At 65.3% G+C, this 21,537-nt stretch carries 22 protein-coding genes; 8 read left to right on the top strand and 14 right to left on the bottom strand.

All coding sequences use genetic code 11. The features are described 5' to 3' along the window. Positions 1-16: 16 nt before the first annotated feature. Positions 17-2,473, bottom strand: a complete 2,457-nt coding sequence (locus P4826_RS05315; RefSeq protein WP_317702865.1) for a sodium-translocating pyrophosphatase — start codon at positions 2,471-2,473, stop codon at positions 17-19. A gap of 269 nt (positions 2,474-2,742) precedes the next feature. Between P4826_RS05315 and ppa the strand changes: the two genes are divergently transcribed. Beyond that, positions 2,743-3,273: an inorganic diphosphatase gene (gene ppa / locus P4826_RS05310; RefSeq protein WP_317702864.1), complete on the top strand. Its 531-nt coding sequence runs from the start codon at positions 2,743-2,745 to the stop codon at positions 3,271-3,273. Positions 3,274-3,509: 236 nt separating this feature from the next. Beyond that, positions 3,510-4,016, top strand: coding sequence for a chemotaxis protein CheW (locus P4826_RS05305; RefSeq protein ID WP_317702863.1), 507 nt, complete (start codon positions 3,510-3,512; stop codon positions 4,014-4,016). Here P4826_RS05305 and P4826_RS05300 read toward each other — a convergent pair. Then, positions 4,006-5,235, bottom strand: coding sequence for a GNAT family N-acetyltransferase (locus P4826_RS05300; protein WP_425605223.1), 1,230 nt, complete (start codon positions 5,233-5,235; stop codon positions 4,006-4,008). The two genes, P4826_RS05305 and P4826_RS05300, sit on opposite strands and share 11 nt — an antisense overlap. 106 nt (positions 5,236-5,341) lie before the next feature. Between P4826_RS05300 and P4826_RS05295 the strand changes: the two genes are divergently transcribed. After that, complete coding sequence (locus P4826_RS05295) at positions 5,342-7,006, top strand: NAD+ synthase (protein WP_317702862.1); 1,665 nt, start codon at positions 5,342-5,344, stop codon at positions 7,004-7,006. Between the two features lie 42 nt (positions 7,007-7,048). Then, positions 7,049-7,387, top strand: a complete 339-nt coding sequence (locus P4826_RS05290) for a P-II family nitrogen regulator (protein ID WP_317702861.1) — start codon at positions 7,049-7,051, stop codon at positions 7,385-7,387. Positions 7,388-7,397: 10 nt separating this feature from the next. On the opposite strand, the gene P4826_RS05285 is transcribed toward P4826_RS05290, so the two are convergent. The 6 genes from P4826_RS05285 to P4826_RS05260 are packed head-to-tail and all read right to left on the bottom strand — an operon-like array spanning position 7,398 to position 10,872. Further along, positions 7,398-7,991: an LOG family protein gene (locus P4826_RS05285; protein WP_317702860.1), complete on the bottom strand. Its 594-nt coding sequence runs from the start codon at positions 7,989-7,991 to the stop codon at positions 7,398-7,400. Beyond that, positions 7,991-8,380: a diacylglycerol kinase gene (locus P4826_RS05280; RefSeq protein ID WP_317702859.1), complete on the bottom strand. Its 390-nt coding sequence runs from the start codon at positions 8,378-8,380 to the stop codon at positions 7,991-7,993. Before P4826_RS05280 ends, P4826_RS05285 begins: the two co-directional genes overlap by 1 nt. Positions 8,381-8,397: 17 nt before the next feature. After that, positions 8,398-8,973, bottom strand: coding sequence for an RDD family protein (locus tag P4826_RS05275; protein WP_425605222.1), 576 nt, complete (start codon positions 8,971-8,973; stop codon positions 8,398-8,400). Positions 8,974-8,997: 24 nt separating this feature from the next. After that, a complete protein-coding gene (locus P4826_RS05270) occupies positions 8,998-9,816 on the bottom strand; it encodes a DUF3106 domain-containing protein (protein ID WP_317702857.1) in 819 nt (272 codons plus the stop codon). A 28-nt stretch (positions 9,817-9,844) separates the two neighbouring features. Next, a complete protein-coding gene (locus tag P4826_RS05265) occupies positions 9,845-10,306 on the bottom strand; it encodes a DUF3619 family protein (protein ID WP_317702856.1) in 462 nt (153 codons plus the stop codon). Further along, complete coding sequence (locus P4826_RS05260; protein WP_317702855.1) at positions 10,303-10,872, bottom strand: RNA polymerase sigma factor; 570 nt, start codon at positions 10,870-10,872, stop codon at positions 10,303-10,305. Before P4826_RS05260 ends, P4826_RS05265 begins: the two co-directional genes overlap by 4 nt. A 286-nt stretch (positions 10,873-11,158) precedes the next feature. On the opposite strand from P4826_RS05260, the gene P4826_RS05255 reads away from it, so the two are divergent. The 4 genes from P4826_RS05255 (at position 11,159) to pssA (ending at position 15,696) form a co-directional block, all read left to right on the top strand. Then, positions 11,159-12,937, top strand: coding sequence for an acetolactate synthase 3 catalytic subunit (locus P4826_RS05255; protein WP_317702854.1), 1,779 nt, complete (start codon positions 11,159-11,161; stop codon positions 12,935-12,937). 187 nt (positions 12,938-13,124) lie between these two features. Further along, a complete protein-coding gene (gene ilvN, locus P4826_RS05250; RefSeq protein WP_317702853.1) occupies positions 13,125-13,616 on the top strand; it encodes an acetolactate synthase small subunit in 492 nt (163 codons plus the stop codon). A 49-nt stretch (positions 13,617-13,665) separates the two neighbouring features. After that, positions 13,666-14,682, top strand: a complete 1,017-nt coding sequence (gene ilvC / locus P4826_RS05245; protein WP_317702852.1) for a ketol-acid reductoisomerase — start codon at positions 13,666-13,668, stop codon at positions 14,680-14,682. A gap of 177 nt (positions 14,683-14,859) precedes the next feature. Then, positions 14,860-15,696: a CDP-diacylglycerol--serine O-phosphatidyltransferase gene (gene pssA / locus P4826_RS05240; RefSeq protein WP_317702851.1), complete on the top strand. Its 837-nt coding sequence runs from the start codon at positions 14,860-14,862 to the stop codon at positions 15,694-15,696. A 6-nt stretch (positions 15,697-15,702) separates the two neighbouring features. Here the strand turns inward: pssA and maiA are convergent, their stop codons facing one another. The 6 genes from maiA to P4826_RS05210 form a co-directional block, all read right to left on the bottom strand. Further along, the gene (maiA, locus tag P4826_RS05235) at positions 15,703-16,356 is read right to left on the bottom strand and encodes a maleylacetoacetate isomerase (protein ID WP_317703712.1); all 654 of its coding nucleotides are present in this window, start codon (positions 16,354-16,356) and stop codon (positions 15,703-15,705) included. 70 nt (positions 16,357-16,426) lie between these two features. Continuing rightward, positions 16,427-17,440 (bottom strand): fumarylacetoacetate hydrolase family protein, encoded by a 1,014-nt coding sequence (locus P4826_RS05230; protein WP_317702850.1) that lies wholly within the window; start codon positions 17,438-17,440, stop codon positions 16,427-16,429. A gap of 37 nt (positions 17,441-17,477) precedes the next feature. Next, complete coding sequence (locus P4826_RS05225; protein WP_425605256.1) at positions 17,478-18,941, bottom strand: MFS transporter; 1,464 nt, start codon at positions 18,939-18,941, stop codon at positions 17,478-17,480. Between the two features lie 81 nt (positions 18,942-19,022). Next, positions 19,023-19,577 (bottom strand): VOC family protein, encoded by a 555-nt coding sequence (locus P4826_RS05220; RefSeq protein WP_317702848.1) that lies wholly within the window; start codon positions 19,575-19,577, stop codon positions 19,023-19,025. Between the two features lie 26 nt (positions 19,578-19,603). Continuing rightward, complete coding sequence (locus P4826_RS05215; protein ID WP_317702847.1) at positions 19,604-19,834, bottom strand: DUF2783 domain-containing protein; 231 nt, start codon at positions 19,832-19,834, stop codon at positions 19,604-19,606. A gap of 17 nt (positions 19,835-19,851) precedes the next feature. Then, entirely contained in the window at positions 19,852-21,516 is a 1,665-nt protein-coding gene (locus P4826_RS05210) for an FAD-dependent oxidoreductase (RefSeq protein ID WP_317702846.1), read from the bottom strand. Positions 21,517-21,537: the final 21 nt, after the last annotated feature.

The raw sequence follows: 21,537 nt of genomic DNA, 5'->3' as shown, positions 1-21,537 counted from the left end.
GTCGACCTGGTGGCGCCTACATCAATACCACTTCCACGCGACGCGCCTGTGCTCCGCTGCCAGCCTGGATGTCGGCGGGTTTTTGCAGCTCAACCTGATCCTCGGCGACGCCCAGGCCCATCAGCAAGTCGCGTACCGCCAAGGCGCGTTGTTTGGCTATTTCGGCATTGGCTGCAGCGCTGCCGGTGCTGTCCACATAGCCACTGATGACCGCCTTCTTGCCGGCCTTGACCCCGTCCACGATGCGTGCCAGAGCCCCCGCGCCATCGGCATGCGGCTCGGCCTTGCCGCTTGCGAAATAGAAGATCACCTTCTCGTTCTCAATGACGACCGAGGCCGCATCGCCGGCCGTGGCCACGGCGGCGGTGGGCGCGGCCGGTGCGGTGGCCGCCACCTTGGCGCCGCCATGCATGGCCACCACCAGCGGCACGATCAGCAGGGCGACGATGTTGATGATCTTGATCAGCGGGTTGACCGCCGGGCCGGCCGTGTCCTTGTAGGGGTCGCCCACGGTGTCGCCGGTGACGGCGGCCTTGTGCGCCTCGCTGCCCTTGCCGCCGTGGTGGCCATCCTCGATGTATTTCTTGGCGTTGTCCCAGGCGCCGCCGCCGGTGCACATGGAAATCGCCACGAACAGGCCGGTGACGATGGTACCCATCAGCAGGCCGCCCAGCGCCTTCGGCCCCAGGGCCAGGCCCACGACGATGGGCACGGCCACGGGCAGCAGGCTGGGGATGATCATCTCCTTGATGGCGGCGCTGGTCAGCATGTCCACGGCGCGGCCGTATTCCGGCTTGGCCGTGCCTTCCATGATGCCCTTGATCTCGGAGAACTGGCGCCGCACCTCCACCACCACGCTGCCGGCGGCGCGGCCCACGGCCTCCATGGCCATGGCGCCGAACAAATAGGGAATCAAACCGCCGATGAACAGGCCGACGATGACCATGGGGTCGGACAGATCGAACTTCACAGCCTGGCCGTAGCTGTCGAGCTTGTGCGTGTAGTCGGCGAACAGCACCAGGGCGGCCAGACCGGCCGAGCCAATGGCGTAGCCCTTGGTAACGGCCTTGGTGGTGTTGCCCACCGCGTCCAGCGGGTCGGTGATGTCGCGCACGCTGCTGGGTAGCTCGCTCATCTCGGCGATGCCGCCGGCGTTGTCGGTGATCGGGCCGTAGGCGTCCAGCGCCACCACGATGCCCGCCATGGACAGCATGGACATGGCCGCCACGGCCACGCCATACAGGCCGGCCAGCATGTACGACACGATGATGGCCGCGCACACAAAGAGCACCGGCCAGGCGGTGGAGCGCATGGACACGCCCAGCCCGGCAATGATGTTGGTGCCATGGCCGGTGGTCGAGGCCTGGGCGATATGCTGCACCGGCGAATACTGCGTACCGGTGTAGAACTCGGTGATCCACACCAGCGCGGCCGTCAGCACCAGGCCGGTGGCGCAGGCGCCAAACAGCCGTATTGCAGCGCCGCTGCCGCCCAGGGCGTTGTCGGGAATGATCCAGGCGGTGACGAACCAGAAGGCGACCAGCGAGAGCACGCCCGCAATCGCCAGGCCCTTGTAGAGCGCAGGCATGACGTTCTTCATGCCGGGGCTGGCCTTGACGAAGAAGCAGCCGATGATGGAGGCGACGATGGACACGGCTCCCAGCGCCAGCGGATAGGCGACGGCCGCCGTCGGCGCGGCGCCTATGAGCAGCGCGCCCAGCACCATGGTGGCGATCAGCGTCACGGCGTAGGTCTCGAACAAATCGGCCGCCATGCCGGCGCAGTCGCCCACGTTGTCGCCCACGTTGTCGGCGATCACGGCGGGGTTGCGCGGGTCATCCTCGGGGATGCCGGCCTCGACCTTGCCCACCAGGTCGGCGCCAACGTCGGCGCCCTTGGTGAAGATGCCTCCCCCTAAGCGCGCAAAGATGGAAATCAGGGATGAGCCAAAGGCAAAACCGATCAGGGGGTTCAGCGTGGCGGCCAGCTGCGCGTCCGCACCCGAGCGGCCCAGCAGGAACCAGGCAAAGCCGGTCACCCCTAGCAGGCCCAGGCCCACCACCAGCATGCCGGTGATGGCGCCGCCACGAAACGCTACATCCAGCGCCGGCCCCATGCCCTGTGTGGCGGCCTGGGCAGTGCGCACGTTGGCACGCACCGAGACGTTCATGCCGATGAAGCCGCAGGCGCCCGAGAGCACGGCGCCGACGACAAATCCGGCGGCGGTGAGCGTGTCCAGGAACAGCCCGATGAGCACGGCAAGTACCACGCCCACGACGGCAATCGTCTTGTATTGGCGCGCCAGGTAGGCCGCGGCGCCGGCCTGGATGGCGGCGGCGATCTCTTGCATGCGGGCGTTGCCCGCGTCCTTGGACAGAATCCAGCTGCGGGCCCAAAGGCCGTACACCACGGCGAGCAAGCCGCACGCCAAAGCCAGTATCAGGGGGGAAGTCAATGCTGCTTGACCAGCCATACGCGATCTCCATGGGCAAGGGGTCACACGGGTGGAAGCGCAACGCCGGGGAAGTGCTTCCGCTGCGTTGCTTCCTCGCCATGCCGATGCCGCAAACAGCCTGGAGACGATTGGCCAACGGGGGCAATTTACTGCGAAACCCCGGCCTGCAAGCTGGCTGCAAGCCGCGTCGATCTAAAATCCAGGGTTAATCCCGAGCCGCTGGTGCTACGACCTGCACGGCCATTGGCGCGGGAGCCACCTCGTATCAACCACTCCAACCTCCAAACATGTCGCTGAACAACGTCAAGCCTGGCACCAACATCCCCGATTCCTTCAACGTGGTTGTGGAAATTCCGGCCGAATCCGATCCCGTGAAATACGAGGTGGACAAGGAATCCGGCGCCGTCTTCGTGGATCGCTTCCTGACCGTGGCGATGTACTACCCCTGCAACTATGGCTACATCCCCCAGACGCTGTCGGGCGACGGTGACCCGGTGGACGTGCTGATCATCACCCCCTATCCGCTGCTGCCCGGCGTGGTTGTGCCCTGCCGTGCACTGGGCATCCTGAAGATGGAAGACGAAGCCGGCGTGGATGGCAAGGTGCTGGCCGTGCCCACCACCAAGATCCTGCCGATGTATGAAAACTGGAAGACCGTGGAGGACGTGAACCCCATGCGCCTGAAGGCCATCAGCCATTTCTTCGAGCACTACAAGGATCTGGAAGACGGCAAATGGGTCAAGGTGCTGGGCTGGGGCGGCATCGATGCCGCGCACAAGGAAATCTTGGACGGCGTGGAGAGCTACAAGAAGGGTTGAATCCGGGGCAGCCCTGGGACTGCTTATCCGCATTGCGTGAAAGCCTGCCGGCAGTGTTTGCCGGCAGGCTTTTTTGTTGTCGAGTGTGGACGCGACGGTGATCTTTAGTAGGTTTTTGGTAGAAATGTCAAAATAAGTAACGTTCAGCTGGTATTCTGCTGAGACACACGGGGTCAGGCGGCGTTGATATCCACCGGCCCTGGTGCTTGCCAAATACCGTTTTCCTAGGAGTTGCCATGTTGTCTGCCACCGCCCAGCGTCCTTCCGCCAGCAATGCCGCCACGAGCAACGCTGCGGAGTACCTGACCTTCCGCCTGGGGCAGGAAGAGTACGGCATCGACATCCTGCGCGTGCAGGAAATCCGCTCCTACGAGCAACCCACGCGCCTGGCCCATGCGCCGGACTTCATCAAGGGCGTGATCGACCTGCGTGGCGTCATCGTCCCCATCGTCGATCTGCGCCTCAAGCTGCACTGCGCGCAGGCCGAATACACCGATTTCACCGTGGTCATCATCCTCAACGTGGGCGGCACCGTGCTCGGGGCGGTGGTGGACGCCGTGGCCGACGTGGTCGCCCTGCAGGCCGAGGCCATCAAGCCCGCCCCGCAGTTCCAGGGCCAGGTGGACGGCAGTTTCGTGCGCGGCATCGCCACCGTGGGCGAGCGCATGCTCATCGTGCTGGACATTGAGTCTTTGCTCAGCGGTTCGGAAATGGGGTTGGTGCAGGCCGCTGCTATGGTTTGATGCGGCCGTCCTGATGGGCGCGCCTGAACGGGCTGCGGTTGTCCAGATCTTCCAGGTAGTGCTGCACGCCTTGGCCTTCGCGCGCCAGAAAATGCCCCACGGCCTGGGCAAAGGCCGGATGCGCCAGCCAATGCGCACTGCCGGCCTGCACCGGCATGAGGGCGCGCGCCATCTTGTGCTCGCCCTGGGCCCCGCCCTCGAAGCGGTGCACACCCTGGGCGATGCACCAGGCGATGGGCTGGTAGTAGCAGGCCTCGAAATGCAGGCAGTCCACGCGCTCCAGCGCGCCCCAGTAGCGGCCATAGGCTGTTGATGTCAAGCTATTTTCGCTTCTAACGCTTGATGGGTAAGCGCTGACAGCTATCAAACTGCTAGCTATCCGTTGGCCGCCGCGCTCGGCCACGAACAGCACCCAGGCCTCGGGCATCTGCTCCTGCATCAACGTAAAAAACCCGCGCGTGAGGTAGGGCGGGTTGCCATGCTCCAGGTAGGTGCGCTGGTAGCAGTGGTAGAAAAAATCCCAGTCGGCGGCCGTGATCTCACGTCCGCGCAGCACGCGAAACACTACGCCGGCCTCAAGCACGCGGCGGCGCTCCTGGCGGATTTTCTTGCGCTTGTCCTGGGTCAGCGACGCCAGGAAATCATCGAAATCGGCGAACCTGGCGGCATTTTGGGGATGCCGGTTGTGCCAGTGGAACTGCACCTGGTGGCGCAGCAGCAGGCCGGCCGCGCGTGCGGTGGCCAGCTCGTCGTCGGCCGCGAACAGCAGGTGCAGCGACGACAGGCCGCTTTCACGCGCCCAGTCCAGCAAGGCCCGCAGCAGCGCCGTCCGCGATGCGTCGCCCTGGGCCAGCAAGCGGCTTCCGGGCACGGGCGTGAAGGGCACGGCCACCACGGCCTTCGGGTAGTAGGGCAGGCCATGGCGCTCATGGGCGTCGGCCCAGGCCCAGTCGAAGACATACTCGCCATACGAATGGGCCTTGATGTAGAGAGCGCAGGCGGCGCACAGCCGCTCGCCCTGCCACAGCGTGAAATAGCGCGGCACCCAGCCCGTGCGCGCCGTGGCGCTGCCGCTGGTTTCGAGTGCGGCCAGATAGGCGTGGCGCATGAAGGGAGTGGGCTGGGACTGGAGCGCCAGCAGGGCGTCCCAGGCGGTGGCGTCGACCTGGCTGGCCGCATCGTGCAGCCGCAGTTCGTAGGGGGGCGTGGTGCTGGTCAAGGGCAGGGCGTAGGTGGTGGGGGGCCCATCATGGCGCCAAAACCGCTGGCCCGCGTGGCATGGGGGCTGCGGGCATAATCAAGCGCGTTTTTTCGCCTTTCTCCCTATGTCCTTCGCCATCAGCATCGCCCAGCTCAATTTCGTGGTGGGCGACCTGCCGGGCAACGCCCGCAAGATCATTCGCGCTGCCCAGGATGCCCACGCGGCCGGAGCCAGGCTGCTGCTGACGCCCGAGCTGGCCCTGTGCGGCTACGCCGCCGAGGATCTTTATCTGCGGCCGGCGTTTCTCGCAGCCTGTGAGCAGGCCCTGGCCGAGGTGGTGGCGGCGACAGCGGCCTTGCCCGGCCTGGCTGTGGTGGTGGGCCATCCGCAGCGCCTGCCGCATGGGATCGGCGAAGGCGGCCGCAACCTGTGCCACAACGCCGCCAGCGTGTTGCGCGCGGGCCGCATCGAGCAAACCTACGCCAAGCAATACCTGCCCAACTACGAGGTGTTCGACGAGCGTCGCTACTTCGTGCCGGGCACTGACAGCTGCGTGTTCGAGGTTGATGGCCTGCGCCTGGGCCTGCTGATCTGTGAGGATGCCTGGTATCCCGAGCCCGCCCGCCGCGCGCGCGAGGCCGGGGCGCAGATGCTGCTCACCATCAATGCCTCGCCCTACCACCTGGGCAAGGGTGGCGAGCGCGAGCAGGTGATGCGCGAGCGCGTGCAGGAAACCGGCCTGCCCCTGGTCTACGCCCACCTGGTGGGCGGGCAGGACGAGGTGGTGTTCGAGGGGCGCTCGTTTGCTCTGAACGCCGATGGCAGCGTGGCGGCGCGTGCGCCAGGATTTGAAGAAAAAATGCTGTTTGCTCAGGTACAGCAAGCGCAAGCAGCTATTACTATTGAAGCAGATGTGGCGCCACGCGAAGGCTGGGAGGCCGAACTGTGGGCGGCCCTGGTGCTGGGCGTGCGCGACTATGTTGGCAAGAACGGCTTTCCCGGCGTGCTGCTGGGGCTGTCGGGCGGCATGGATTCGGCCCTGGTGCTGGCGATTGCCGTGGACGCGCTGGGGGCGGACAAGGTGCGTACGGTGATGATGCCCTCGCCCTACACCGCCGACATCAGCTGGATAGACGCGCGCGACATGGCCGAGCGCCTGCAGGTGCGCTACGACGAGATCGCCATCGCGCCTCAGTTCGAGGCCTTCAAGGCCGCGCTGGCGCCCCAGTTTGCCGGCCGCGCCGAGGACACTACCGAGGAAAACCTGCAGGCGCGCATCCGCGGCACGCTGCTGATGGCGCTGTCCAACAAATTCGGCAGCGTGGTGTTGACCACGGGCAACAAGAGCGAGCTGGCCACGGGCTATTGCACGCTGTATGGCGACATGGCCGGCGGCTTTGCCGTGATCAAGGATGTGCTCAAGACGCGCGTGTTCGCGCTGGCGCGCTGGCGCAATGCCCACGACCCCTATGGCACGGGCGCCAATCCCATCCCCGAGCGCATCATCACCCGCCCCCCGAGCGCCGAGCTGCGCCCCGATCAGACCGACCAGGACAACCTGCCGCCCTACGAGGTGCTGGATGCCATCGTCGAGCGCTACATGGAAAACGATGAACCCGTCGAAGACATCGTGCGCGCCGGCTTTGCACACGCCGACGTGGAGCGCGTGACCCGCCTCATCCAGGTCAATGAATACAAGCGCCGCCAGGCACCCGTGGGCGTGCGCGTCACGCGCCGCAGCTTTGGCAAGGACTGGCGCTATCCGATGACGAACAAATTCAGGGCCTGACGCAGTCCGGGCCGCAACGATTCATATCCAGGAGTTTTCACCATGCAAATGATTACCGCCGTCATCAAGCCCTTCAAGCTGGAGGAGGTGCGCGAAGCATTGGCCGAATGTGGCGTGACCGGCCTGACGGTGACCGAGGTCAAGGGTTTTGGCCGACAGAAAGGCCATACCGAGCTCTACCGTGGCGCCGAGTACGTGGTGGACTTTCTGCCCAAGGTGAAGATCGAAGTGGTGGTGCGCGACCAGGATGTGGATCGCTGCGTGGACGCCATCGTGGGCGCGGCGCGCACCGGCAAGATCGGTGACGGCAAGATCTTTGTGACGGCGGTGGAGCGCGTGGTGCGCATCCGCACCGGCGAGCTGGACGACTCGGCGGTCTGAACCACCGCCGTCAGATCACGTCGCGCAGCGGGATGGTGGTGGCGTTCAGGCCGGCATCCTGCACCAGGGCAGCGAGCAGCCCGGCGGGTTCGGTGCCGGTGCGAATCAGGCCCATCTGCCACTCGCTCATCAGGCCGTTCTTCACGGCATGCTGCATGAAGGCCATCAGGCCGCTGTAGTAGCCGTCGGTGTCCAGCAGGCCCACGGGCTTGTCGTGGTAGCCCAGCTGGCGCCAGGTCCAGACCTCGAACAGCTCTTCCAGCGTGCCTATGCCACCGGGCAGGGCCAGGAAGGCGTCGCTGCGCTCGGCCATCATGGCCTTGCGTTCGTGCATGCTCGTGACCACATGCAGTTCGTCGCACAGCTGGTTGGCCAACTCCTTGTCCACCAGCGCCTGCGGGATGATGCCCACCACGCTTCCGCCGGCCAGGCGCGTGGCCTCGGCCACCGTACCCATCAGGCCGCTACGCCCACCGCCATAGACCAGCTGCCCGCCATGGCGGCCAATCCAGCGGCCCACGGCCTGTGCGGCTTCGGTGAACAAAGGGTTGTCGCCCTGGCGTGAGCCGAGGTAGACGCATACGGAAAATGCCATATCAGCCATCAGGAAAACCTTTGGAAAAGCGCCGCAGCCCAGACAGCGCCGCACAGCAGCAGGCTGAGCAGCACGGCGGCACTGCCCATGTCCTTGGCGCGCTTGGACAGGTCGTGCAACTCGGGGCCTATGCGGTCTATGGCCGCCTCAATGCCGGAGTTGAGCAGCTCGGTGATCAGTACCAGCACCACGCTGGCCGTCAGCAACGCGGTTTCGACCCAGCCGCGGCCCAGCCAGCACGCTAGCGGCAACAGCACGGCGGCCAGTAAGACCTCTTGGCGGAAGGCCTTTTCGCGCCAGCCCGCGCGCAACCCGGCCAGCGAATAGCCCGTGGCATGCCACAGGCGGTTCAGGCCGGTGCGCTGCTTGTGTGGGTGGGGGGCGGGGGTATCGGGCATGGCGGTGCGGGTGCGTGTTATTTTTTCTTGCGTGGCGCCGGCGGCAGTTCGTGGTGCACCAGGCGCGTGCCCGCCAGCGCATCGTGCCAGAACTGGCGTTGCGGGTGCAGGCGGCTGAGCAATGCCCAGATGGCCACCCAGCCGAGCACGATGACGGCCGATGCGCCGCCCGAGAGGTGGTAGGGCGCGATCACCGCCAGGGGCGGCACGAACCAGATCCAGCTCAGCATATAGCGCAGCAGGGCGCGCTTTTGGCTGATGAGCCGGCCCTGGCGATCGACCACGCGGATATGCCAGGTCTTCATGGCCAGGGTATGGCCGCGCGACCAGAACCAGACGAAATAGATGCCGAAGACAATGAACAGGAAGGCCTGCAGCCCATGGCGGTTGTCCAGGGCGTTGCGTGTCTGTGTCAGTGTGCCGAACAGGTAGCCGGCGATGAACACGACGCCGAACATGAGCATGCCCTCATAGAGCCAGCAGGCCATGCGCCGGTGCAGCGGCGGGGCCATGCCGTCGGTTGGCGGTGATGTTGGGGCAGGGGGCGCGCCAGTGGTGGTTTTTGACGGGCCTGGCGGGCTGGACGTGGACATGCGGGAGCGGGGCGGCAAGCGTGGTTATTCCGGAGGATGCAGCGGCGGATAGTAACGCGCCGGCTCTTCCTTGGCCTCGGATGCGCCCGAGGCGGGCTCCAGCGGCGCCAGCGGCGCGGCCACGGCCGAGGGGGTGTTGATAGGGGCCGTCTCGACGGCGATGGGCGGCGGCGGCAGGGTGATCGGCGCCGGGTGCAGAACCGTGGGCGCCACGATTTTGGGCGGGTTGAGCACGGCCGGCGGGGCCTCTGTGGCAGCCGGCACGCGTGCCAGTTTCCTGGGCGACACCGGGTGGATGGCCGTGGCTGCTCCACGCGGCCTGGGTGCGGCCCTGGCGGCCAGCCGTTTCTTTTCCTCGGCGCTCAGCGCCTGGTAGGCCTCCCACTGGGCGCGCCTGTCGTCGGTGGGCAGCTTGGCCGCGGCGGCGTAGTTCAGGCGTGCCTGGCTGCGTTGTTGGGCGCTCAGACTGGCCCAGTCGGTGATGCGCTCCAGCATCTTTTCCTGCTCCTCTGGGGTGAGCGCATGGAATCCGGCTGCCAGATTCAACCAGTTGCGTTTTTGCAACTCGCTGAGCAGGGACCAGCGATTGGCCAGCGGATACAGAGCCTCCTTTTGAGGCGTGGTCAGGGTGGACCAGGGCGGGCCGACCTCGGGTTGCGGGGCAAACCGCATCTCGCCAAATTTTCCGCCACTCAGAGCCTGCGCAGGCATAGGGGTACTGGGCGCAATACGGGTATAGGCCGTCATCCACCAGCCGCCGGCGGCCAGCACGCCCAGCAACACAAAAGCCAGCACGAATGCTGGCAGTCTGTGGGCGGGGGTACGGGGAGGAGCTAGGTGCATGCAGGCGCTGGGTTTGCGGGTCGGCGGATTACGGGGTCTGGTGCGATGACTTCAGAAATTGCACAAAACCTGGATCGGCGTAGGCGGAGGGGGGCAGGTCGCCCGTCAGCAACGCGGCGTCCACTTCGGCAATCTCGCTGGCAACGGCATCATCCTGCTCCATATTCACGAGAAACAGGCCAATGACCAGGGCCGCCAAAGGGACGGCGGACATCACTGCGCGCCACCAGTTGCCACCCTCGCGCCCCCAGCCACCGAGCGAGGCGCTGGCGCCATGGACAAGAATCTGCGTCGCGGATTCGGTCTGCTGCACCGTTTGAATGGCAGGCCGCTTGCGCTGGGCCAGGGCCTGCATGCGCGCGGCGCGCAGGCGCTCGGTGATGTCGTAGGGCAGGTCGGCATTGCCGTGTGTCAGGCGCGCCGTCAGGCGCCGCGCGTAGGCGTCGGCAGCCTGATTGGCTTGCATGCTGGGTTCTGTGGTGCGGTTCATAGGACGATTCCTTTGGCCTTCAGTGCCTTGCTGAGGGTTTGCACGGCGCGAAAACAATGTGTCTTGACGCTGCCTTCCGAGCAGCCCATGGCGGCGGCTGTTTCTGCGACATCCATTTCCTCCCAGTAACGCATCAAAAACGCTTCACGTTGACGTGCGGGCAACAGTTGTATCTCGGTTTCGATGGCACGCAGGACCTGGGCGCGCCGCAGGCTGTCCTCGGCGCTTTGCGCGGTCTCGCCTTCGGGGACGCCCGCATGCACCTCAAGGAAATCGAAATCCGCGCCGTCCTCGCCCGGGCCTTCAAAGTCGCTCAGGCTGGAGAACAGGGCATTGCGCGTCTTTTGCCGGCGGAACCAGTCCAGCGTGCAGTTGGTCAGAATGCGCTGGAACAACATGGGCAGTTCGCCCGGCGGTTTGTCGCCGTAATGTTCGGCCAGCTTGAGCATGCTGTCCTGGACGATGTCCAGGGCCGCTTCCTCGTTGCGAACGTGGTACAGCGTGCGCTTGAAGGCACGCTTGTCCACGCTCTTGAGGAAGTCGGATAGCTCTTGTTCGGTGGCCAAAAGGCAAAAGACCCGCGAAGGGCCTGCTGTGACGGTCGGGCGGGCACTGGGCTCGTCGATAAGCGGGCAATTATCGCATTGCGTGCATGTTTTTTTGTGGCATGACGCGCCAGACCTTGTGTGCAGTGCAATAATCTGCGCTGCAAATCAAAAAGGCAAACGGGTCTCGGTTCGGCGTTCACTCCTCTCGCTCATGGCTGAGGCCTCAAGTCCCAAGTCGGCTCCATAAGAGTGCGTACAAGGGGCACCCAAGGTTTTTCGTTAGAGAAATTCGCAAAGGTTGATCATGGAAATCTCCAAGGCCGAGCTGACCTCGGCAGCAGCAGCATCGCAGGCATCGGGCTCCCAGGAGCTCATGGGTGCCGAAATCCTCGTCAAGGCCCTGCAGGCAGAGAACGTGCAGTACATCTGGGGTTACCCCGGTGGCGCCGTGCTCCACATCTACGATGCCCTGTACAAGCAGGAAACCATGCAGCATGTGCTGGTGCGCCATGAGCAGGCGGCCGTGCATGCGGCCGACGGCTACGCCCGTGCCACCGGCGACGTGGGGGTGGCGCTGGTCACCTCCGGTCCCGGGGTGACGAATGCCGTCACCGGCATCGCCACGGCCTACATGGACTCGATTCCCATGGTCATCATCACCGGTCAGGTGCCCACGCCCGCGATCGGGTTGGATGCCTTCCAGGAATGCGACACCGTGGGCATCACGCGCCCCATCGTCAAGCACAACTTCCTGGTCAAGGACGTGCGCGACCTGGCGCTGACGATGAAAAAGGCCTTCCACATCGCGCGCACCGGCCGCCCCGGCCCGGTGGTGGTGGACATCCCGAAGGATGTTTCCTTCAAGAAGGCGCCCTACAACGGTTACCCCAAGAGCGTGGAAATGCGCTCCTACAACCCGGTCAAGAAGGGCCATGCGGGCCAGATCCGCAAGGCACTGCAGCTGTTGCTGACGGCCAAGCGTCCCTACATCTACACCGGCGGCGGCGTGCTGCTGGGCAATGCCACGCAAGAACTGCGCACCCTGGTGGACATGCTGGGCTACCCGGTCACGAACACGCTGATGGGCCTGGGCGCCTTTCCGGCCACCGACAGGCGCTTCGTCGGCATGCTGGGCATGCACGGCACGATAGAGGCCAACAACACCATGCAGAACTGCGACGTGCTGCTGGCCGTGGGCGCGCGTTTTGACGATCGCGTCATCGGCAACCCCAAGCATTTCGCGCAGAACGACCGCAAGATCATCCATATCGACATTGATCCGTCGAGCATCTCCAAGCGCGTGAAGGTGGACATCCCCATCGTCGGCGACGTCAAGGAGGTGCTGGCCGAGCTGATCGCCATGATCCGCGAGACCACCACCCGCGCCGATGCTGGCGCCCTGGCCGCCTGGTGGGATCAGATCGAGTCCTGGCGCGGCCGCGACTGCCTGAAGTACGACCGGGGCAACACCGAGGTCATCAAGCCGCAGTATGTGGTGGAGACGCTGTGGAACATGACGCGGGATGTGGAGGCCTACATCACCTCGGACGTGGGCCAGCACCAGATGTGGGCCGCGCAGTTCTACAAGTTCGATGAGCCGCGCCGCTGGATCAACTCCGGCGGCCTGGGCACCATGGGCGTGGGCATTCCCTACGCCATGGGCATCAAGCTGGCCAAGCCGCAGGCCGAGGTGTTCTGCATCACCGGCGAGGGTTCGGTGCAGATGAACATCCAGGAGCTGTCCACCTGCCTGCAGTACAACACGCCGATCAAGATCGTCTCGCTGAACAACCGCTACCTGGGCATGGTGCGCCAGTGGCAGGAGATCGAGTACTCGGGCCGCTACAGCCACAGCTACATGGACGCGCTGCCCAACTTCGTGAAGCTGGCCGAGTCCTATGGCCATGTGGGCCTGCTCATCGAGCGCCCGCAGGACGTGGAGCCGGCGCTGCGCGAGGCGCGCAAGCTCAAGGATCGCACGGTGTTCCTGGACTTCCGTACCGACCCTTCCGAGAACGTGTTCCCCATGGTGCGCGCGGGCAAGGGCATTACCGAGATGCTGCTGGGGTCGGAAGATCTTTAAGGCAAATCGGCACCCAGCGCTTATCCTATAAGCGCAAGCAGCTATTCATTGAATAGCATTATTTGACGAATCTATTGCCTGCCAAGCCTGGCGCTTACCGGCGCCAGGGGAGGGCAGCGAAAAACGACAGTTTTCTGCGACCATTTTTTTGATCGTGCTGTTGTCGCAAAAAGAGGAAGCACATTTCATGAAACACATCATTGCCGTTCTGATAGAGAACGAAGCCGGCGCCCTGTCGCGCGTGGTGGCGCTTTTTTCCGCGCGTGGCTACAACATCGAGTCGCTCACCGTCGCACCGACGGAAGACGCTTCGCTGTCGCGCATGACCATACAGACCACGGGCTCGGACGACGTGATCGAGCAGATCACCAAGCATCTGAACCGCCTCATCGAGGTGGTCAAGGTGGTGGACCTGACCGAGGGGGCGTACACCGAGCGCGAGCTGATGATGGTCAAGGTGCGCGCCGTGGGCAAGGAGCGCGAGGAGATGAAGCGCATGGCCGACATCTTCCGCGGCCGCATCATCGACGTGACCGACAAGAGCTACACCGTCGAACTCACCGGCGACCAGTCCAAGAACGACGCCTTTTTGCAGGCCATAGACCGCACGGCCATCCTGGAGACCGTGCGCACGGGTGCCAGCGGCATTGGCCGTGGCGAGCGCATTCTGCGCGTGTAAGACAATCCACCGTTTTCTTTTTTTGAACAGAACCTCAACCGGAGCCAACATGAAAGTTTTCTACGACAAAGACTGTGACCTGAGCCTGATCAAGGGCAAGACCGTGGCCATCATCGGCTACGGCAGCCAGGGCCACGCCCACGCGCAAAACCTGAACGACAGCGGCGTGAAGGTCGTGGTCGGCCTGCGCAAGGGCGGCGCCAGCTGGGACAAGGTCGGCAAGGCCGGCCTGAATGTGCTGGAAGTGAACGACGCCGTGAAGGCCGCCGACGTGGTCATGATCCTGCTGCCCGACGAGCAGATCGCCGAGGTGTACAAGAACAACGTCGAGCCCAACATCAAGCAGGGTGCGTCGCTCGCCTTTGCCCATGGCTTCAACGTGCACTACAACCAGGTCGTGCCGCGCGCCGATCTGGACGTGTGGATGGTGGCGCCCAAGGCCCCCGGTCACACCGTGCGCAACACCTACACCCAGGGCGGTGGCGTGCCCCACCTGGTGGCGGTGCACCAGGACAAGTCGGGCAAGGCGCGTGACCTGGCCCTGTCCTACGCCATGGCCAATGGCGGCGGCAAGGCCGGCATCATCGAGACCAACTTCCGCGAAGAGACCGAGACCGACCTGTTCGGCGAGCAGGCCGTGCTGTGCGGCGGCGCCGTCGAGCTGATCAAGATGGGCTACGAGACGCTGACCGAAGCCGGCTACGCTCCCGAAATGGCCTACTTCGAGTGCCTGCACGAGCTCAAGCTCATCGTCGATCTGATCTACGAAGGCGGCATTGCCAACATGAACTACTCGATCAGCAACAACGCCGAGTACGGCGAGTACGTGACCGGCCCCGAGGTGATCAACGAGCAGTCGCGCGTGGCCATGCGCAATGCCTTGAAGCGCATCCAGGACGGCGAGTACGCGAAGATGTTCATCCAGGAAGGCCGCCTGAACTACCCCAGCATGACGGCACGCCGCCGCAACCTGGCCGCGCATTCCATCGAGCAGGTGGGCGCCCAGCTGCGCGCCATGATGCCCTGGATTGCCAAGAACAAGCTGGTCGACCAGAGCCGCAACTGATTGCCAAAGGCGCGGCCCCGGGCAGCGCCACGGTGATGCACAAGGCCACCTCGGTGGCCTTTTTTGCGTGTGCCGGCAAGGGCTACACTGCTGCCTCTCGCACCCCTGGTGCAATCCTGAATACTATTAAATATATAGCTGTTTGCGCTTTATTGACGGGCGCTGGAGGTCATTTTGATGCATGATGGCGACGAAGCTACCGAAAACACCGGGGTCTTGGTGCACAAGCGCCGCAAGGGCATTTACGTGCTGCCCAACCTGTTCACGCTGGCGGCGCTGTTTGGTGGGTTTTACGCCATCGTCATGGCCATGAACGGGCGTTTCGAACTGGCGTCGATGGGCGTGTTCTGCGCCATGGTGCTCGACAGCCTGGATGGCCGCGTGGCGCGCATGACGAATACGCAAAGCGCCTTTGGCGAGCAAATGGATTCGCTGTCGGACATGGTGTCCTTCGGCGCCGCGCCGGCGCTTATCGCCTACATGTGGGCGCTGCAGGGCCTGGGGCGCTGGGGCTGGATTGCGGCCTTCGTCTACTGTGCCTGTGCCGCGCTGCGCCTGGCGCGTTTCAATGTGAACACGGGGGTGGTGGACAAGCGCTTCTTCCAGGGCCTGCCTTCGCCAGCGGCCGCCGCCCTGGTGATGGGTTTCATCTGGCTGCTGACCGATGCCGGCGTGCACCCGGGGCAGGACTTGCTGGGCCTGTCCTGGGTGCATATCACCTGGGTGATGTTCGGCTTCACGCTCTACGCCGGCCTGACCATGGTCACCAATGTGCCGTTCTACAGCTTCAAGGATCTGCACATGAAGAAAAGCGTGCCCTTTGCCGCCATCGTGCTCATCGCGCTGGGCATCGCCGTGGTCAACATCCACCCGCCCACGGTGCTGTTCGGCATCTTTGTGCTGTACGGCCTGTCGGGCTACGTGCTGTATGCCTGGCGCAAGGCCAAGGGCCAGCACACGAGTGTGATCAGCACCTCGACCGACGAACCCGACGAGCAGGGGCTACACCACTGATCCCCTTTACTCGGCGTCCGGCTGCGCGCTTGGCGCGGCTTGTTGGAAGGCCGGCAGTTGCTCGCAGGCAGCGACGATGCGCGTGATGGTGGGATAGGCATCGAGCGCGCAGTTGAAGCGCCTGGCGTTGAACACCTGGGGCACCAGGCAGCAGTCGGCCAGGCCCGGGGTGTCGCCATGGCAGAAGCGGCCGGTGTCCGGGCTGCGCGCCAGGCTGTCCTCCACGGCCTGCAGGCCCAGCGCCACCCAATGGGCGTACCAGGCGTCCTTTTGCGCGCCCGACACGCCCAGCTCCTGCGTCAGGTACTGGAGCACGCGCAGGTTGTTCAGCGGATGGATCTCGCAGGCCACCATTTGGGCCAGCGCCCGCACGCGCGAGCGCCCCAGGGCATCGGCGGGCAGCAGGGCGGGCTGGGGGTGTACCTCGTCAAGGTATTCCATGATGGCCAGCGACTGCGCCAGCACCGGGCCGCCCACGGCGGGTTGCAATGCCGGGACCAGCCCCTGCGGGTTGGCGCTGCGGTAGCCGCTGGCGTGTTGCTGGCCGCCATTCTTGACCAGATGCACCGGGACGGTTTCGTAGGCCAGGCCCTTGAGCGCCAGGGCAATGCGCACGCGGTAGGCCGCGGAGCTGCGGAAGTACGAATACAGCCGGGGCAGGGCGCGCTCACCCGCCTGGTGCGCGCTGGCGCCGGCGGGCGTGGCCGGCCGCTCGGGCAGGGTTGCGAGCTCAGGCGGCGCCATGCGTGTCCACCTCGTTCTCAATCTGGCCAAAGATGCTCTGGCCCTGGCCGTCGAACATTTCTATGCGCACCCTGTCGCCATGTTTCATGAAGGGGGTGGCGGGCTTGCCCTGCTCTATCGTCTCGTAGGTGCGCACCTCGGCCAGGCAGCAGTAGCCCATGCCGCCGTTGGCGATCGACGAGCCCCACAGGTCGCCCTGCTTGTTGCTCACCGTGCCCGAGCCCACGATGGAGCCGGCGCAGAGTGTGCGTGTCTTGGCCACATGGGCCACCAGCTGGCCAAAGTCAAACGTCATGTCCACGCCGGCGTTGGGCTTGCCAAACAGCTGCTCGTTCAGGTGCACGACCAGGGGCAGGTGCACCTTGGCGTCCTTCCACGCCTCGCCCAGTTCGTCGGGCGTGACGGCCACGGGGCTGAAGGCGCTGGCGGGCTTGCTCTGGAAGAAGCCGAAGCCCTTGGCCAGCTCGGCCGGGATCAGGTTGCGCAGCGACACGTCGTTGACCAGCATCACCAGGCGGATTGCCTTGGCGGCCTGCTCGGGCGTGGCGCCCTGGGGAACGTCGCCGGTGACCACCGTCACCTCGGCCTCGAAATCTATGCCCCAGGCTTCCTGGGCCAGCACCTTGCCGCGCGGCGGGATGAAGCCGTCGCTGCCGCCCTGGTACATCAGCGGGTCGGTGTAGAAGCTCTCGGGCACCTCGGCGTTGCGTGCCTTGCGCACCAGCTCCACATGGTTGATATAGGCCGAGCCGTCGGCCCATTGCCAGGTGCGCGGCAGGGGCGAGTGGCAGGCGTTCTGGTCGAAGGCCTCGCCCTCGATGGCGCCGCTGTTCAGCGCCTCGTAGACCTGGCGCAGCTGCGCCTCGACGGTGGCCCAGTCGTCCATGGCGGCCAGCATGGTGCGGGCGATGGCGGGTACGGCGCGGCAGCGCTTCAGGTCACGGCTGACGACCACCAGGGTGCCGTCACGGCCGCCTTGCTGGAGGGTTGCGAGTTTCATGATGTGAGTCCTTTCCTTGTGATGTCGGGTGCGGCGTTCAGGCCGCCTTGGCGTTGGTGCTGGGCGTGTCGGCGGCGCGTCGACCGCGGATATGGTGCTTGACCAGGAATAGCGCCACGAGTGCCGCAAGCATGGCATAGCCCAGCAGCGACAGATAGCCCTGCGCGCCATTGCTGGTGATGATGGCGGCGCCGGCGAACGAGCTCAGGATGGCGCCCAGGCGACCAAAGGCCAGGCCAGCCGCGGTACCGGTGGCGCGGATATGGGTGGCGTAGACATGGGCGCACAGCGCATACATGGGCGCCTGCACGCCGTTGACGAACATGCCGTGCACGCCCAGGCCCAGCATCAGCAGGCTGGCGTCCTGGTGGAAGTCCACGCCCTTGAGTGCCAGGGCGCTGGCCGCGGCCCCGGCGCAGGCCAGCGCCAGTGGCCAGCGCGAGCCAAAGCGCGACATGGCCCAGGCGCAGCCCAGGGCGCCCAGCACGCCGCCCAGGTTGTAGGCCGTCAGGCCCGAGCTGGCCATGGAGACCGGCAGCCCCTCGGCGGTGAGCATCGATGGCAGCCAGCTGAAGGCGCTGTACGAGGCCAGCATGACCATGAAGAAGCCCATCCAGATGGCCAGGGTGTCGCGCGCCAGGCCGTCCTTGAACAGGGCGCCAAAACCGGCGTTCTGCTTCTGGCCGGCCGCCTGCTCCACGGCATCGACAAAGGGCGCGTCTGCCGCCGTGGGGCGCTGCATGCGCGCCAGCAGGGTGCGCAGCTGGGGCCACTGGGCGCTGTGGCGCGCCATCAGGCGCGGTGATTCGGGCAGGCGTGCCAGCAGGAAGAAGCTGTAGGCCAGCGGCAGCGCGCCGCCGATCCAGAACATGGCGCGCCAGCCCAAAGTGGGCAGCACAAAGCTGGCGAACAGTCCGGCCAGCATGCCGCCCAGCGGGTAGCTGACGATGGTGCCGGTCACGGCCACGGTGCGGTACTTCAAAGGCGTGAATTCCGCCGTCAGCGTGGAGGCGCTGGGCAGGGCGCCGCCAATGCCCAGGCCGGCGATGAAGCGCAGCACGGTGATGGCGTCGATGTTTGGGGCAAAGCCGATGGCGATGGTGGTGGCGCCAAACAGCGCCACGCTGGCGGCGATCACCAGCCGGCGCCCGATGCGGTCGGCCATGTAGCCGGCGAAGGCGCTGCCTATCGCCATGCCGACCAGGCCGGTGGCCACGGCCGGAGCAAAGGCGCTGCGCGCTATGCCCCATTCCTTCATCATGACGGGAATGGCAAAGCCTATGAGCTGACCGTCAAAGCCGTCCAGGATGATGGACAGTGCGGCCATCAGCACCACCATTTTCTGCAGGCTGGAAAACGGGCCGTGGTCTAGCGTGCGGCCTATGTCTACGGCTGCTGCGCTGTGTGCGTGGGACATGGAGAAATCTCCTTTTTTTATAGCGCCGAACGCTGATGCGGCGGCTTGTCTCTTTGGGGTGGGGGGTGAAGCGGGGCGCAGCAGCGCCCGCCACGCGGCGCCTGGGCGCGCGCGCGGGTGGTTGGGTAGGGGTAGGGGGCTTGCCGCGGCGTCAGCCGCAGGCCATCAGTGCGGGCCTACGCGGCCCGAGCCGTCGTGCATCCAGCGGGCGTGGGTGGGGGCCTGCTTGGTGCGATCCCACTCGTTGAGCATGTCCCACTTCACATCGTCCAGCGCCTTGTCCATCTGCGGCGTGGAAGTATTGGCCGCCAGCTCCAGGCGGTGGCCCGAGGGGTCGCGAAAGTAGATCGACTGGAAGATGGTGTGGTTGGTGGGGCCAATCACCTCGATGCCGTCGGCCTCCATCTTGGCCTTGACCTTCATCATGGTTTCGACCGAATCCACCTTCAGCGCCAGGTGCTGCGTCCACGACGGCGTGTTGGCGTCCGAGGGGGCGATCATCTCCGGCTTGGTGGGCAGCTCGAAGAAGGCCAGGATGTTGCCGCCGCCGATGTCGATGAAGATGTGCATGTACGGATCGGGCTCCTTGGTGGAGGGCACTTCGTTCTCGGCGATGGCGAGGATGAAGTTGGCATCGAGGTACTTCTGGTACCACTCCACGGTCTGCTTTGCGTTCTTGCAGCGGTATGCGACATGGTGTACGCCGTTGAGAAAGGCCATGGTTGTCTCCTTGGGGGCTAGCGGTGTCAATTGTTGAAGGGTTTGCGGGCGATGGCCAGGGCCTCGCGTAGCACGCTGATGTCGCCAATATGGTTGGACAGCAGCAGGATCAGGCGCGCGTTCAGGGCGGCGCTTTGCTCGTCCGACAGGCCCTGGTGGGTGTCGATCAGGGCCTCGTAGAAGTCGTCGCCGGGCGAATAGGCCTGGAAGTAGCGCTTGCCGGGCTCGCGCAGGTTGGGCTGGGTGTTCAGGCTCATGGTTGTCTCCTTTGGTTTTAGACGTTGCCGGTGGCGCGGTTCACGGCGGCGCGCACCTTGGCGGCATCAAGCTGACGCCAGCGCGCAGCCACATGCTGGTCCGGGCGCAGCAGGTAGCTGGTGCCGGGCTGCAGGTCGTAGCGCTCGCGCAGCGCGCCCTGGGCGTCGATCAGCGTGGCCAGGCCGGCGGGGGCGGTGCCGCGCTGGGCCACGACGATGGCGTGCACGGCTATGGGGTGGTCGGCCAGGCCGGCCAGGGCCTGGGCCTGCTGCGCGCTCAGCGCGCCGGCGTCTTCCACGTAGTGCAGCAGGTGAAAGCGCGTGTCCATGTCGCCCAGCAGCCAGGCGGTCTTGCCGCCGGTGACGGGGGCGTCGTCCATGGGCGCGCCGGGCACCATGTTGCCGGCAAAGCCGTCTTCGTCGGGGGTGTTCAGCGGCGAATCGACGAGCCAGCTGGGCACCGACAGGCGGCCGGAGTTGACCAGGGCGCGGGCAAACGGGTAGTCCTGCGCCAGCTCCAGCACGGCGTTACGAAAGGCCTTGCTGGTCTTGCTCTTGGGCGTGATGAAGTCGGTGGAGCGCGTGGAGTTCATGATGTTCTCGTCGGCGGCGTAGCAGCGCTCGCTGCTGTAGCTGTCCAGCAGCGACGCGGGCGCCTTGCCGTCGATGACGAGCTTGAGCTTCCAGGCCAGGTTGTCCGAGTCCTGGATGCCGCTGTTGGCGCCGCGTGCGCCAAAGGGCGAGACCTGGTGCGCCGCATCGCCCACGAACAGCACGCGGTTGTGGTTGAACTGGCCCATGCGCCGGCACTGGAAGGTGTAGACGCTGACCCATTCGAGCTCGAATTCGCGCTCGTCGCCAAGCATGGCCTTGATGCGCGGGATGACCTTCTCGGGCTTCTTCTCGGCCTCGGGGTCGGCGTCCCAGCCGAGCTGGAAGTCGATGCGCCAGACGTTGTCGGCCTGCTTGTGCAAGAGCACCGACTGGTTGGGATGGAAGGGCGGGTCGAACCAGAACCAGCGCTCTGCGGGATAGTCGGCCTTCATGATGACGTCGGCGATCAGGAAGCGGTCCATGAAGATCTTGCCGTCGATCTCCAGGCCCAGCATGTTGCGGATCGGCGAGCGCGCGCCGTCGGCGGCCACCAGCCAATCAGTGGTCAGGGTGTAGGCGCCGTCGGGCGTCTCCACGCGCACGGTGGCCTGTTTGTCGTCCTGCTCCACGCTGATGACGTTGTTCTTGAAGCGCATCTCCAGGTTGGGCAACTGGCGCGCGCGCTGCACCAGGTAGTCCTCCAGGTAGTACTGCTGCAGGTTCACCATGCCGGGGCGGTTGTGGCCGTCCTGCGGGCGCAGGTTGAAGTTGAAGACCTCGCCCTCGCCAAAGAAGGTGCGGCCCACGTTCCAGGACATGCCCTTGTCCACGCAGGGGCTGCCGCAGTCCATGCGGTCTAGAACCTCCAGCGTGCGCTTGGCATAGCACACGCCGCGCGAGCCTATGGACACGGTGTCGTCGTTGTCCAGCAGCAGCACTTTTTGCCCCTGGGCCGCCAGGTCAATGGCCATGGACAGGCCCACCGGGCCGGCGCCGACGATGACCACGGGGTAGTGGCCGCTGTGCTGCTCCACCAGCTCGGGTGGGCGCACATAGTCGAACTTGGGATAGGTGTAGGTCTTCAGCATGTGTCTCTCGAATCCTCAAAG

The sequence above is a fragment of the Diaphorobacter limosus genome, from assembly GCF_033100095.1.
Taxonomy (GTDB): Bacteria; Pseudomonadota; Gammaproteobacteria; order Burkholderiales; family Burkholderiaceae_C; genus Alicycliphilus; species Alicycliphilus limosus.
Note: the sequence above shows the minus strand (reverse complement) of the source record. Positions and strands in the feature narration are given on the sequence as shown.